This window comes from Blastococcus aurantiacus (assembly GCF_900102425.1).
In the GTDB taxonomy this organism is placed as follows: domain Bacteria; phylum Actinomycetota; class Actinomycetes; order Mycobacteriales; family Geodermatophilaceae; genus Blastococcus; species Blastococcus aurantiacus.
Window position 1 is genome coordinate 166,724 of the sequence record NZ_FNBT01000007.1, and the last position, 13,122, is coordinate 179,845.

Below are 13,122 nucleotides of genomic sequence, written 5' to 3' on the forward strand. Positions count from 1 at the left end.
CTGGGCGCATGGCCCGCTGGCTGCTCGTCCACCCGCCACTGCTCGGGCCTGCCGTGCTCGGGCCGCTGGCCGACGAGCTGCACTCCCGTGGCCACGACGTGGCGATGCCGGACCTGCGGGCGACGGTGCGCACGGCCGCCGGGTGGCCGGACCGCTGGCGGGACGCCGCTGCCGCAGGTGGGCCCGCGGACGCCGTCCTGGGCTTCTCCGGCGCGGGCATCACGCTGCCGGCGGTGGCCCTGGCCGTCGGCGCCCCACGTGTCGTCTGGGTCGACGCGCCGGTGCCGGCGCGGAGGGGGGCGACGGAGGCCGACGAGGAGATCCGCGATCTGGTCGCGGGCCTGGTGCGCGGCGACCGCATCCCCGGCTGGACGACGTGGTGGGGCCCCGGCGCCCTGGACGGGCTCCTGCCCGACGAGCGGGTGCGTGCGGCGGTCCGCGCCGAGGGGCACGAGCTCCCGGCCGACTTCTACGACGTCGCCGTCCCGGTGCCGGTGGGCTGGCCGGAGGACGGCGCGCGGTACGTCCACCTCTCGGGGGCGTATGACGGCGCTGCCGCCGAGGCACGGGGCCGCGGTTGGCCGGTGGTGGGCGACGGCAGCGGCAGTCACCTCGACGTCGCCGTGCTGCCGGGGCGCGTGGCCGACCTTGTGCTCGGCCCGGCGGGCGCTGGGGGTGCCACGATGCCCTCATGACCTCCGAGGTGCTGGGCTTCGCCGTCGTCGCGGCTGCGCTCACCGTCACGCCGGGTCTGGACTCCGCTCTGGTGCTCCGGGCGGCCCTCACCCGCAGCCGGCGCGAGGCGGTGGCCACCGCCGCCGGCATCCTGACCGGGCTGTTCGTGTGGGGGGCGTCGGCGGCGGTCGGCATCTCGGCCCTGCTGACGGCGTCAGAGGTCGCCTACACCGCGCTGCGCTGCGCTGACCAACCTGCTCAACCCCAGGATCGGCGTCTTCTACGTCGCGCTGCTACCGCAGTTCCTGCCCGCCGGCAGCGACCCGCTGCTGCCGGGTCTGCTGCTGGCCGCCGTGCACGCCGGGCTGACCGTGGTGTGGTTCGCCCTGCTGATCGGCGCGGCCGCGCTGCTCAGCCGCTGGTTGCGGCGCCCGGGCACCGTCCGGGCGATCGACGGCGTCACCGGTGCGACCCTCGTCGGCTTCGGCATGCGGCTGGCACTCACCGCTCGCTGAGCGGGGACCACTGCGGGACCGCGGTCCGCGTCGGCACGTGGCTCGGCCGCAGCCGCAGCACCAGGAGTCCCGCGAGGAGTGACCCCGTCGTCCCGAGCACCATGTCGCCCAGCGTGTCCGTGTAGGCGGTCGCGAGCTCCGGGCTGTTCCGCAGGAAGGCGTAGTACTCGCCGACCTCCCAGAGCAGGGCCGTCGTCGAGCCCAGTCCGACCGTCAGCCCCAGCCTCGTCCACGGGTGCAGCCAGCGGGGGAGCGAGACGGCCAGCCCGCCCAGCAGCAGCGCCCAGTTGACCAGGTGGCAGGCGGCGTCGAACCAGCTCACGGCGTCGTACAGGTCCAGCGCGTTGCCTGCGGTGTCGACCAGGAACGGGATCGAGACCAGCAGGTCCGGAAGAGCCGGGTACCGCCGGCCGGACCGGCGCCGGACGACCCACCAGACGACCGGCAGCACCAGCAACCCCAGCGGGTAGGCGACCGCACGGGCTGCCATCGCCTTGCCGGCGAACTGCGGCCAGTCCGGGTGCAGTGCGGCGAACACCAGCAGGGCGGTCGTGGCCAGCTTGACGACGACGTCGGCGGCGAGCACGACGCGGAAGGTGGTCGAGGAGCTCTGCACGACCGCCGACCCTAGGGCGGACCCGTATCCGGGACTGCGGACGATCACCGGGCGCGGTAGGCATGGCCCATGCCTGTCATCGGATTTCACAACTCCCACGAGCAGGTCCACCCGGCGGAGCTGCTGAAGGCGGTGCAGCACGCCGAGGAGGTGGGGTTCACCGCCGCGATGTGCTCCGACCACCTCACCCCCTGGAACCCCCGGCAGGGCGAGTCCGGCTTCGCGTGGTCGTGGCTGGGGGCGGCCATGGCGACGACGTCGCTGCCGTTCGGTGCGGTGAACGCCCCGGGGCAGCGATACCACCCGGTGATCGTCGCGCAGGCGATCGCCACCCTCGGCGCCATGTTCCCCGGCCGGTTCTGGGTGGCCCTGGGCAGCGGCGAGGCGATGAACGAGCACGTCACCGGCGACAAGTGGCCCCGCAAGGAGCTGCGGGACGCCCGGCTGATCGAGTGCGTCGGCATCATCCGCGCGCTGCTCGCCGGGGAGGAGGTCAGCCACGAGGGGCTGGTCACCGTCGACCGGGCGAAGGTCTACACCCTGCCCGACGTCCGGCCCGCGCTCATCGCCCCCGCGGTCAGCGTGGCCACCGCCCGCAACGGCGCCGCGTGGGCCGACGGCCTGGTCACGATCAACCAGCCGCACGACAAGCTCCGCGAGATGATCGCCGCCTACCGGGACGCCGGCGGCCAGGGGAAGCTCGCGCTGCAGGTCCACGTGTCCTGGGACCCGGACCCGGACCGCGCGCTGGGCATGGCGCACGACCAGTGGCGGAGCAACGTCTTCCCGCCGCCGCTGTGCTGGGACCTCGACAGCCCGGAGGCGTTCGAGCAGGCCAGCGCGCACGTGTCCCCGGAGGACGTCGCCGGCGCGGTCCGGGTCTCGGCCGATCTGGGCCAGCACACGGCCTGGCTGCAGGAGTACCTGGAGCTGGGCTTCGAGGAGATCTACCTGCACCACGTCGGGGTCGAGCAACGCGCCTTCCTGGACGCCTTCGGGGAGACCGTCCTCCCGCAGCTCGGCGTCACCGCGCCCGGCCCCGTCGTCGCGGTGCGGGCATGAGGATCACCGACACCAGCGACCTGTGGTGGAAGAACGCCGTCGTCTACTGCCTCGACGTCGAGACCTACATGGACTGGAACGAGGACGGCATCGGCGACTTCGCGGGCCTGGCCCAGCGCATCGACCACCTTGCCGACCTCGGCGTCACCTGCCTGTGGCTGATGCCCTTCTACCCGACCGCCGAGCGCGACGACGGCTACGACATCACCGACTTCTACGGCGTCGACCCCCGCCTGGGCACGCACGGGGACCTGGTCGAGGTGATCCGCACCGCGAACGACCGGGGCATGCGGGTGATCGCCGACCTGGTCGTCAACCACACCTCGCGCGAGCACCCGTGGTTCCGCTCGGCGGAGCAGTCGAAGGACTCGCCGTTCCGTGACTTCTACGTGTGGCGCTCCGACCCGCCGCCGGACACCTCCGACCAGGTCGTCTTCCCCGACCAGGAGGACAGCATCTGGACGCTGTCGGAGAAGACGGGGGAGTGGTACCTGCACAAGTTCTACAAGGAGCAGCCCGACCTGAACGTCACGAACCCCAAGGTCCGCGACGAGGTCGCCAAGGTCATGGAGTTCTGGCTGCAGCTGGGGCTGTCCGGGTTCCGCGTCGACGCCGTCCCCTTCTTTCTCGAGACCGAGGGCGGCGACGGTGGCGCGCTGCCCGACCCGCACCAGTACCTGCGGGCGCTGCGCTCGGTCGTCGGCCGGCGCTCGGGCACCGGCGTCCTGCTGGGGGAGGTGAACCTGCCCTACGAGGATCAGCTGCAGTTCTTCGGCGGTGAGGACGGCGACGAGCTGACCATGCAGTTCGACTTCATCGGCATGCAGGCCCTCTACCTGGCGATGGCACGGTCCGACGCCGGGCCGCTCGTCACCGCGCTCGAGGGCCGGCCGACGCTGCACCCGGACTCGCAGTGGGGCACGTTCGTGCGCAACCACGACGAGCTGACCCTCGACAAGCTCTCCGACGACGAGCGTGCCGAGGTGTTCGCCGCGTTCGGGCCCGAGGAGCGCATGCAGGTCTACGGCCGCGGCCTCCGCCGGCGGCTCCCGCCGATGCTGGACGGCGACCCGCGGCGGGTGCGCATGGTCTACAGCCTGCTGTTCTCGCTGCCCGGCACCCCGGTGCTGTTCTACGGCGAGGAGATCGGCATGGGGGAGGACCTCGACGCCGAGGGCCGGCTCGCCGTCCGCACCCCGATGCAGTGGACCTCGGGGCGCAACGGCGGCTTCTCGCCCGCCGACCGGGAGAAGCTGCCCGGACCGCTGGTGGACGGCGGCTTCGCGCCGGAGTTCGTCAACGTCGCCGACCAGCGCAACGACCCGGACTCGCTGCTGTCGTTCATGAAGCTGCTCGTCCGCCGCTACCGCGAGTCGCCCGAGCTCGGCTGGGGCGGGTTCCAGGTGCTCGAGCACCCCTGCCCGGAGGTGCTGGCGCACCTGTCCACCTGGGACGACGGCGCGCTGGTGGCCCTGCACAACCTGGGACCGGAGCCCCGGACCGTGCCGCTGACGCTGGAGGACTGCGGCTCCGAGCACCGCCTGGTCGACCTGCTGCAGCCGGGCAGCACGCCGCTGTCCGACGACGGGAGCGTGGAACTGCAGCTGGAGGGCTACGGCTACCGGTGGCTGCGGGTGGTCGGCCAGGACAGCCGGCGGCTCGTGTGACGCCGCGCGGTCAGGGGAGCGGGCGGGCCATCAGGACGTCGTCGACGAAGCGGCCGTCGAGCCGGAACTCGTCCCGCAGCACGCCCTCGACGACGAAGCCGGCCGAGGCGTAGAGGGCCCGCGCGCTCGCGTTGCCGCCGAGGACCCGGAGACCGAGCTTGCGGGCACCCCGCCGGGCGGCCTCCTCCGCGGCGGCCTCGACCAGCCTGCGGCCCACGCCCTGCCGGCGCGCGGACGGGTCGACCGCCAGCCCCTGGATGTGCAGCACGTGCCGGTTGCACTCCAGGGGCGTGGGGGAGGCGAGTGCGGTGTACCCGACGGTGCGACCGTCCCGTTCGGCCACCAGGACGTCGTCCGGGCTGCGTCGCTCGAAGAAGTCGGTGTCCTCCGGCCACAGCGGCACGACGGCGTTCTCCGGGGACCACGTCGCGCGGTCGAGCCGGACCAGGTCCGGCCCGTCGCCGATGAGTGCGGTCCGGATGCTGATCACGGTCCCATCCTGCCCGACCGCTCCGGCGCGGCATCACGCTGCGTCACCGGGCCACCGGGGTGGCCTCCCCGGCGCGTGGGACGGATGCGCCTAGCGTGGCCCGCGAGGTGATCAGTCATGAGTGAACGCAACGGAAGCACGTCCACCGGTCCCGGCACCGCCGAGATCCCGGTGGTCCGTCCCGGTGGCGCGGTCGCCGCGTCCAAGACCAAGGCGAAGGCGGCCGGGACGTCCGGCCCGGCGACGAAGGTGTCCCCGGCCGTGACCCCGCCCCCTGCGCCGGTGCCCGAGGCGCCGGCCCAGCCGGCCGCGGGATCGGCCCCCGACCAGGAGCTGGCCCCGGGTGCGCAGCCCACCGCGCCGGTCAGCGTGCGCCCTGCCCCGCGCATGCCGCGGCGCGGTCCGCTGACCGTCATGGGCCCGTGGGCGCCCGTCGCCGGGGGTCTGCTCGGGCTGGTGGTCGGCGGGATCGTCGCCGCCGTCCTGGGCGGCACGGCGGAGAGCTACGACGAGCGGCTGTCGGTGGTGTTCATGGTCCTCGGGCTCGGCCTGCTGGGCACCGCCGTGACCCTGCTGGCCGACGAGGTGCGCATCGTGCGGCAGCAGGCCCGCGACGCCGTCGTCCGCCCGCAGTGGGTGGAGGCGACCGCCGGTCTGGTCAACGGCCTCACCCCGGCGCGGCTGCTCCTGCTGGGCAGCGTGGTCGTCCTGGTGCTCGCCGCCTACGTCGGCCGCGGCTGACCGCTCGACCGCGCCCCGGCGGGGCTCCCTCCACCCTGGAGCCCCGCCGGGCGCACCCACTCAGAAGTAGGCCTGCACGCCCAGGTGCACGGCCAGCCCCAGCCCCGCGACGGCGATGACCCGCCGGAGGGCGACCTGGGGTGCCCTCCGCACGATCCGGGGCCCGAGCAGCGACCCCAGGAGCAACCCGAGCGCCAGCGGCAGCGCCGCCGACCAGGCGATCGAGGCGAACAGCACGAAGCCGGCTGCCGCGACGGTGTTGGCGACCCCGAGGATGACGTTGCGCATGGCGTTGCTGCGGGGGAGTCCCTCCCCGGTCGTGAGCAGGAAGGTCGCCAGCATGAGGACGCCGGCAGCCGCCCCGAAGTAGCCGCCGTAGATCGAGATGGCGAAGACCGCCACCGGCAACCACCACTGGTCGCGGCGCGGGCGGGGGTCCTCGGCGACCGCGGCGGCGAGCTCGCGCGGGGGCCGCTGCACCAGGATGGCCAGCGACGCCCCGCCGATGAGGAAGGGCACGATCCGCTCGAACGCCTCCGTGGGGGTGCTCAGCAGGAGTGCTGCGCCCGCGGTGCCACCGAGGACGGCGGCGCCGGCCAGCGGCAGGAGTCGGCGGCCCTGACCCCTCAGCTCCGGCCGCGATGCGCTCACCGAACCGACGCCGGTCAGGACCAGCGCGGCGGTGTTGGTGACGTTGGCCGTCACCGGTGGGAGGCCGACGGCGAGGAGGGCCGGGTAGCTGATCAGCGAGGCCAGCCCGGCGATGCTGCCGGTGAGCCCGGCGCCGACGCCGGCCAGCACGAGGAGGGCGAACTCCCCGGCGTTCACCGGTTCACCAGCACCACGATGGCCACGATCCCGAGGACGACGATCGCCGTCCGCAGGGCCCAGGACGGCAGGCGGCGACCGTACCGGGAGCTCACCGCGCCGCCGACGAGGGATCCGGCGGCGAGCAGCCCCGCCGCCCACCAGTCGATGCGGTCGGTGGCGACGACGACGTAGGCCCCGGCCGCGACGGTGTTGACCGCGAGGGTGAGGACGTTCTTCAGTGCGTTGAGCCGTTGCAGCGACTCCCTCAGCACGAAGCCGAAGATGCCGATCTGCAGAACTCCCTGGCTGGCGGCGAAGTAGCCGCCGTACGTGCCGGTCGCGTAGGCGCCGGCGAAGAGGGCCGCCAGACGTCCGCCCCGGACCGGGGCGTCGGGGGCGTCGGTGCCGGCAGCCAGCCTCCGCTGCACCACCGGCTGCAGCGCCACCAGCAGGACGGCGAGCGCGATCAGCACGGGCACGACCGCCTCGAACGTGGCGGCGGGCAGGTGCAGCAGGAGGAAGGCGCCGGTGAGTGCGCCCAGCACCGAGGCGGGCAGCAGCCGCAGCAGGAGCCGCCGTTGCCCGCGCAGCTCCCGGCGGTACCCGATCGAGCCGCTCAGGTTGCCGGCGACCAGCCCGAGGGAGTTGCTGATCGTCGCCGAGACCGGCGGCAGCCCGACCGCCAGCAGGACGGGGAAGCTCACCAGGGTGCCCGAGCCCACCACGGCGTTGATGCCGCCGGCTGCGAACCCGGCAGCGGCCACCGCGAGCATCTCCCAGCCGGTCATGCGGACATCGCCGCCGAGCCTGGCACGCCGCCGGCGCGCCGGCCCGGAGCGGCGGTGTCTATCCGGTCACGCTCGTCCTGGGTCGGGGCGCGGCGTCACGGCTTCACGGCGAGCACGGGCCGGTCGGCGTCGAGCAGGATCCGCTGCGCGACGCTGCCCATGAGCAGCTTCCCCACGGCGGAGCGCTTGCGCAGCCCGATGACGATCACGGAGGCGTCGACCTCCTGCGCCACCCGCAGCACCTCGTCCGCGGCGTCGCCCGAGTGCGCCGCCTGCCTGAGCTCGAGCGTGACCCCGTCGGCCTCGGCGCGCTCGTTCATCCGGCGGACGGCGGGATCGGGAGCGACGTCGACGCTGACCGGCGCGCCGCCCTGCGGGGAGTTGAGGACGACGAGCGATTCGCTCCGCCGCCGGGCCTCCTGCAGGGCGGCCGAGAAGGCGGCGTCGCCCTCGGGGGTCGGGACATAGCCGACGAGGACGGTCATACCAGCTCCTTGGTCGTGTCGTTCTGCTGTTCGGCGGAGCGCCGGCGGGCGAAGGCCTTGCCGATGAGCGGGAGGAGGGCGACGAGCAGGAAGACGACGAGCAGGGTGCCGGAGATCGGCCGGGTGAAGAACTCGGCGGCGTTCCCGTCGAAGATCAGCAACGACCGGCGCAGCGACTCCTCGAGCAGGACGCCGAGGACGAAGGCGAGGAGGAGCGGCCCGGGGTCGAAGCCGAGCTTCTTCATCAGGTAGCCGAGCACACCGAAGACGATCACCAGCACGATGTCGAAGACGCTGTTGTTGACGGTGTAGACGCCGATCAGCGTGATCAGGACGGTGATGGGGGCCAGGATCGCCGGCCGCACCCGGAGGATCTTCACGAAGAGGCCGACCAGCGGGATGCTCATGATCAGCAGCAGGATGTTGCCGATGTACATGGAGTTGATGACGCCCCAGAAGAGTTCCGGCTCCTCGGTCACCAGCTGCGGGCCGGGGGAGACACCGATGACCAGCAGGGCGCCGAAGATGACGGCCATCGTGGCGTTCGCGGGGATGCCGAGCGTGAGCAGCGGGATGAACGACGACGTCGCGGCCGCGTTGTTCGCCGTCTCGGGACCGGCCACACCCTCGACCGCGCCGTTGCCGAACCGCTCCGGCGTCTTCGATCGCCGCTTCTCCACCGCGTAGGCGGCCAGGGAGGCGAGGGTCGCCCCACCGCCGGGCAGGATGCCGAGGACGAAGCCGAGGACCGAGCCCCGCCCGATCGCGCCGGAGGACTGGCGCAGGTCCCGACGGGAAGGCCAGACGTTCGCCACCTTCATCGGCGCCTGGGCGGCGGTGTGCCGCTCCTCGAGGTTGTAGAGGATCTCGCCCAGGCCGAAGAGGCCCATGGCGATCGGCACGAAGTCCAGGCCGTCCGCGAGGTTGAGGTTGCCGAAGGTGAACCGCTCACCACCGGTGAAGGCGTCCCGGCCGACCGTCGCCAGCAGCAGGCCGATGGAGGCCGCGACGAGCGCTTTGAGCCGGCTGCCGCTGCTGATCGTGGACACCAGCAGGATGCCCAGCAGTGCCAGGGCGGTGTACTCGGGCGGGCCGAAGTCGAGGGCGAAGCTGGCGACCACCGGCGCCAGGAAGGACAGCGCCACGATCGAGACGGTGCCGCCGACGAAGGAGCCGATGGCCGCGATCCCCAGGGCGGTGCCCGCCCTGCCCTGCCGTGAGAGTGCGTGACCGTCGAAGACCGTGACGACCGATGACGCCTCGCCGGGCAGCTTGAGCAGGACTGACGTGATCGTGCCGCCGTACTGCGCTCCGTAGAAGATGCCGGACAGCATGATGATCGCCGTCACGGGCTCGATGCCGATGGTGATCGGCAGCAGGATCGCGATGGTCGCCGCGGGCCCGAGACCGGGCAGGACGCCGACGAGCATGCCGACGGTGACGCCGATCAGGCAGTAGAGCAGGTTGGTGGGTTCCAGCACGACGGTGAAGCCGTCGAGCACCGGGGCGATGTCCACGGCGAGGGTGTCCATGGCGCTGTCCTCAGAACAGGTGCGGGATGGGGACCGAGAGGGCCGCCACGAAGATGAGGTAGAACGCGACCACCAGGCCGAGGCTCATGACCACCGACAGGCGCCAGCCCTCGCCGCCGAGGAAGCGCAGCCAGACGAAGGCCAGCAGCGCCGCGGGGATCTCGAAGCCGATGGTCCCGATGAGCGCGACGAAGACGACCATGGTCGCCAGGCCGGCGAGGACGAGCAGGGACGACCGGGAGAAGCGCTCCGCGTCGGTCGTGCTGCGCGCGGTGACAGCCAGCCCGAGACCCAGCACCACGATCAGCAGGCTCAGGATCAGTGGCCAGGTGCCCGAGCCGGGAGTGCGCGCCGAACCGACGCCCAGCGACAGGGAGCCGACGAGGGCCGCCGCGCCCAGCGCCACCACCAACGTCGCGACCACCAGGTTGGTGGTCGGCCCGGCTGCGGGCGGCCGGTGCTCGGCCTCGGCCTCGAGCCGGTGCACGGCCTCCTCGAGGTCGTGCAGCGTCGAGGGGGACTCCACCGCGGTGGTGGACCGGGCGGCGTCGTCGGCCCCCAGGGGGGAGGCCCCGGCGGCGGTGCTGCCGCCGGGGCCCGTCGGGGCGTGCGCCCCGTCGTGCGCAGAGGTCATGGCTACTCGCCGCCGAGCTCGATGCCGAACTCCTCGACGACGGAGCGGTACTCGTCGAGGTTGCTCGTCCACGTCTCGCGCACCTCGTCGCCGTCGACCTCCCAGGCGGTGAGCTGGTTGTCCTCGTTGAACTGCTGGTAGGCCTCCTCCTCGAAGGCGGCCTGGAACCCGTCGCGGAGGGCCGTCATGACGTCCTCGGGCAGGCCCTTGGGCGCGAAGACGGCGCGCGCCTGCTGGACCGGCACGTCGTATCCGGCCTCGACGGCGGTCGGGACGTCCGACAGGTAGCTCGGCCGCTCCTCGGCGAACGTGACGATCGCGGTGAGCTCGCCGGCCTCGATCTGCTCGATGGCCTCGCCGAGCTGGATGGATCCGACGTCGACCTGCCCGCCCAGCACGGCGGTCAGGGTGGGCGAGCCGCCGTCGAAGGGGACGGCGGTGGCGTCGATGTCGGCCTGGGCGAAGAGCAGCTCCTGCGAGAGCTGGCTGCCGGTGCCGACGCCGGTCGTGCCGAAGGTGACCGGGCGACCCGCGGCGGCGAGGTCCTCGACCGTCGCGAACCCCGAGTCGGGCGCGGTGACCAGCACGTAGTCGTCGAGGGACAGGCCGGTGACGATGTCGTAGTCGGCGATGTCGGGCGCCTCGCCCTCACCCACGGCGAGCGGGGTGATGTAGGCCAGGCTGCCGTTGTAGACCATCAGGGTGTGGCCGTCGGGGTCCTCGCCGGCAAGCTCCTGGGCGGCCAGGGCGCCGTTCGCGCCCGGCTTGTTCTCCACGGTCACCGGGACGCCGAGGTCGTCGGACAGGCCTTCGGCGGCCGCGCGGGCGATGAGGTCGGTGCTGCCACCCGGGTCCTGCCCCACGAGGATGGTGATCGGGTCGCCGCCCGGGAAGTCCTCGCCCTCGGCGTCCGACCCGCCGCCCACGTTGCCGCCGCAGGCGGCGAGCGAGAGGGCCAGCGCGAGCCCGGCACCGGTCGTCGCCCAGCGGCGCGCTCGGTAGGTGGTGTTCATGTCGATCTCCTCGGTCAGCGGGTGGGCGTCTGTGAGTGGCGTCACTCCGGACCAGCGGAGCGTATGGACGGCAGTCCATGCGTGTCCAAGATCAATGCGGCATTGATTGATACCTTGCCTGCATGGCGTTCACGTTGGAGCAACTCCGCGGTTTCCTCGCCGTCGCCGAGGAGCTGCACTTCGGCCGCGCCGCCACCCGGTTGAAGATGACGCAGCCGCCGTTGAGTCGCCAGATCCAGAAGCTGGAACGGGCCGTGGGTGCGCAGCTGCTGGAGCGGGACAACCGCCGGGTGACCCTGACCGCCGCCGGCGAGGTGTTCCTCGGCGAGGCGCGCCGGCTCCTGTCCCTGGCCGACACCGCGCCCGAACTGGCCCGCCGGGTGTCGTCGGGCTCGCACGGAGTGGTGCGCATCGGATTCACGGCTGCCTCGACCTACGGGACCCTCGGCCGGCTGCTCGACGAGGTGGAGCGGGCGCTGCCCGACATCGGCCTGGATTTGCACGAGATGGTGACCCGCGAGCAGGTGGCCGCCCTCGTGAACGAGGAGATCGACCTCGGGCTCGCGCGTCCGCCCTTCGACGCCGAGACCTTCGGTTCCCGCCTGCTGCACCGGGAGGCGTTGCTGGTGGCCGTCCCCGCGGGGCACCGGCTCGCGGGGCTGGGGCGGGACGCGGTCGCCGACGACCTGGCGGCGGAGCCGGTCGTCATGCACTCACCGACGCAGGCGCGGTACTTCTACGACCTGGTCGTGAGCATGGTGCCCGCCGCGTCCCAGAATGCCGTCCACACCGTGAGCCAGGTCCTCACCATGCTGTGGCTGGTGGCGGCCGGGCGGGGGATCGCCTTCGTGCCCGGGTCCGCGGCCCGGCTGCCGATCGAGGGCGTCGAGTTCATCCGGCTGGAGACCCCCGTCCCGGAGCCGGTCGAGCTGCACCTGCTCTGGGTGCGGGAGTCGCGCAACCCCGCGCTCGGCCGCGTGCTGGACCTGCTGGAGCGCAGCACGGGCAGCTTCTGAGCCGGTGAGCGATGCCGAACCGGCATCGAGCGATGCGCAACAACTCTTGGACAGGCATCGTCCCGCGTTCCTACGGTGACGCCGACCACCGCTCGTGCCGCCGACAGCTCCGTCGGGCGCCGCGCGGACCCGTCGCACCCGAGGACTGATCTCCGTGACGCTGATGCCCCCCGACGCCCTCGCCGACCGTCTGAAGTCCGGCCTGCTGTCCTTCCCCGTCACGCACTTCGACGGCGACCTCCGCGTCGACGAGGCCCGCTACCGCGAGCACCTCGCCTGGCAGTCGAGCTTCGACGTGGCCGGCCTGTTCGCCGCCGGTGGGACGGGGGAGGGGTTCTCCCTCACCTCCGAGGAGATCGACCGGGTGCTGCGCATCGCGGTGGAGGAGGCCGGTGACCGCGTCCCGGTGCTGGCCCCGGCCACCGGGAGCACCGCTCAGGCGGTCGCCCAGGCCAAGGCCGCCCAGGAGGCCGGCGCCTCCGGCCTGCTGCTCTTCCCCCCGTACCTGACCGAGGCCAGCCAGGCCGGCCTCGTCGAGCACATCGGCGCCGTGTGCCGCGCCTCGGACCTCGGGGTCATCGTCTACAGCCGCGCCAACGCCGTCCTCACCGACGTGACGGTCGCCGAGGTCGCGGACCGCAACCCCACCCTGATCGGGCTCAAGGACGGCATCGGCGACATCGAGCAGATGACCCGTACCTACGCCAGGGTCGGCGACCGGCTGATCTACGTCGGCGGCCTGCCGACGGCGGAGACGTTCGCGCTCCCGCTGCTGCAGCTCGGGGTCAGCACCTACTCCTCGGCGCTGTACAACTTCCTGCCCGAGTTCGCGCTGCGCTTCTACGCAGCCGTGCGGGCACAGGACCGGGTGGCTGTCTACTCGATGCTCAACGACTTCGTGATCCCCTACATCGACATCCGCGACCGCCAGCGCGGGTACGCGGTGTCCATCGTCAAGGCCGGACTGACCGCGGTCGGCAAGGACGGCGGCCGGGTGCGGCCGCCCCTCACCGACCTGACCGAGGAGGAGCTCGCCGAGCTCACGACGCTGATCTCCAAGGTCTCCTGACACCGGTGC

At 72.8% G+C, this 13,122-nt stretch carries 14 protein-coding genes and 1 pseudogene; 7 read left to right on the forward strand and 8 right to left on the reverse strand.

What is annotated here, in order from left to right:
- Positions 1–8: 8 nt before the first annotated feature.
- Together BLS70_RS15260 and BLS70_RS15265 are read left to right on the forward strand one after the other, a co-directional pair.
- The gene (locus BLS70_RS15260) at positions 9–695 is read left to right on the forward strand and encodes a hypothetical protein (protein WP_091769727.1); all 687 of its coding nucleotides are present in this window, start codon (positions 9–11) and stop codon (positions 693–695) included.
- A pseudogene (locus tag BLS70_RS15265) lies at positions 692–1,190 on the forward strand (LysE family translocator). The gene BLS70_RS15260 and the pseudogene BLS70_RS15265 overlap by 4 nt, the downstream one beginning before the upstream one ends.
- Here the strand turns inward: BLS70_RS15265 and BLS70_RS21385 are convergent.
- Entirely contained in the window at positions 1,177–1,806 is a 630-nt protein-coding gene (locus BLS70_RS21385; RefSeq protein ID WP_255362497.1) for a DUF2238 domain-containing protein, read from the reverse strand. The pseudogene BLS70_RS15265 and the gene BLS70_RS21385 sit on opposite strands and share 14 nt — an antisense overlap.
- A gap of 69 nt (positions 1,807–1,875) precedes the next feature.
- Between BLS70_RS21385 and BLS70_RS15275 the strand changes: the two genes are divergently transcribed.
- Complete coding sequence (locus BLS70_RS15275; RefSeq protein ID WP_091769729.1) at positions 1,876–2,868, forward strand: TIGR03885 family FMN-dependent LLM class oxidoreductase; 993 nt, start codon at positions 1,876–1,878, stop codon at positions 2,866–2,868.
- Positions 2,865–4,535 carry an alpha-amylase family protein gene (locus BLS70_RS15280; protein WP_091769731.1) on the forward strand — a complete coding sequence of 557 codons (1,671 nt, stop codon included), beginning with the start codon at positions 2,865–2,867 and terminating at the stop codon, positions 4,533–4,535. The genes BLS70_RS15275 and BLS70_RS15280 overlap by 4 nt, the downstream gene beginning before the upstream one ends.
- Before the next feature lie 10 nt (positions 4,536–4,545).
- Here BLS70_RS15280 and BLS70_RS15285 read toward each other — a convergent pair whose 3' ends face one another.
- Positions 4,546–5,025: a GNAT family N-acetyltransferase gene (locus BLS70_RS15285; protein ID WP_091769733.1), complete on the reverse strand. Its 480-nt coding sequence runs from the start codon at positions 5,023–5,025 to the stop codon at positions 4,546–4,548.
- Between the two features lie 117 nt (positions 5,026–5,142).
- On the opposite strand from BLS70_RS15285, the gene BLS70_RS15290 reads away from it, so the two are divergent.
- Complete coding sequence (locus tag BLS70_RS15290; RefSeq protein ID WP_091769735.1) at positions 5,143–5,766, forward strand: hypothetical protein; 624 nt, start codon at positions 5,143–5,145, stop codon at positions 5,764–5,766.
- A 60-nt stretch (positions 5,767–5,826) separates the two neighbouring features.
- On the opposite strand, the gene BLS70_RS15295 is transcribed toward BLS70_RS15290, so the two are convergent.
- The 6 genes from BLS70_RS15295 to BLS70_RS15320 all read right to left on the reverse strand — a co-directional run bounded on the left by BLS70_RS15295 (position 5,827) and on the right by BLS70_RS15320 (position 11,073).
- Positions 5,827–6,594: a sulfite exporter TauE/SafE family protein gene (locus BLS70_RS15295; RefSeq protein ID WP_091769737.1), complete on the reverse strand. Its 768-nt coding sequence runs from the start codon at positions 6,592–6,594 to the stop codon at positions 5,827–5,829.
- The gene (locus tag BLS70_RS15300) at positions 6,591–7,364 is read right to left on the reverse strand and encodes a sulfite exporter TauE/SafE family protein (RefSeq protein ID WP_091769738.1); all 774 of its coding nucleotides are present in this window, start codon (positions 7,362–7,364) and stop codon (positions 6,591–6,593) included. The genes BLS70_RS15295 and BLS70_RS15300 overlap by 4 nt, the downstream gene beginning before the upstream one ends.
- A gap of 95 nt (positions 7,365–7,459) precedes the next feature.
- Positions 7,460–7,849, reverse strand: a complete 390-nt coding sequence (locus BLS70_RS15305; RefSeq protein WP_091769741.1) for a universal stress protein — start codon at positions 7,847–7,849, stop codon at positions 7,460–7,462.
- Positions 7,846–9,381: a tripartite tricarboxylate transporter permease gene (locus tag BLS70_RS15310; protein WP_091769743.1), complete on the reverse strand. Its 1,536-nt coding sequence runs from the start codon at positions 9,379–9,381 to the stop codon at positions 7,846–7,848. The genes BLS70_RS15305 and BLS70_RS15310 overlap by 4 nt, the downstream gene beginning before the upstream one ends.
- A gap of 10 nt (positions 9,382–9,391) precedes the next feature.
- A complete protein-coding gene (locus BLS70_RS15315) occupies positions 9,392–10,015 on the reverse strand; it encodes a tripartite tricarboxylate transporter TctB family protein (protein WP_091769745.1) in 624 nt (207 codons plus the stop codon).
- A gap of 2 nt (positions 10,016–10,017) precedes the next feature.
- Positions 10,018–11,073 (reverse strand): tripartite tricarboxylate transporter substrate binding protein, encoded by a 1,056-nt coding sequence (locus tag BLS70_RS15320; RefSeq protein ID WP_255362498.1) that lies wholly within the window; start codon positions 11,071–11,073, stop codon positions 10,018–10,020.
- 77 nt (positions 11,074–11,150) lie between these two features.
- Here BLS70_RS15320 and BLS70_RS15325 point away from each other — a divergent pair, with 77 nt between their 5' ends.
- A complete protein-coding gene (locus BLS70_RS15325; RefSeq protein WP_091769747.1) occupies positions 11,151–12,044 on the forward strand; it encodes a LysR family transcriptional regulator in 894 nt (297 codons plus the stop codon).
- 163 nt (positions 12,045–12,207) lie between these two features.
- Positions 12,208–13,113 (forward strand): 5-dehydro-4-deoxyglucarate dehydratase, encoded by a 906-nt coding sequence (gene kdgD / locus BLS70_RS15330; protein WP_176946444.1) that lies wholly within the window; start codon positions 12,208–12,210, stop codon positions 13,111–13,113.
- Positions 13,114–13,122: the final 9 nt, after the last annotated feature.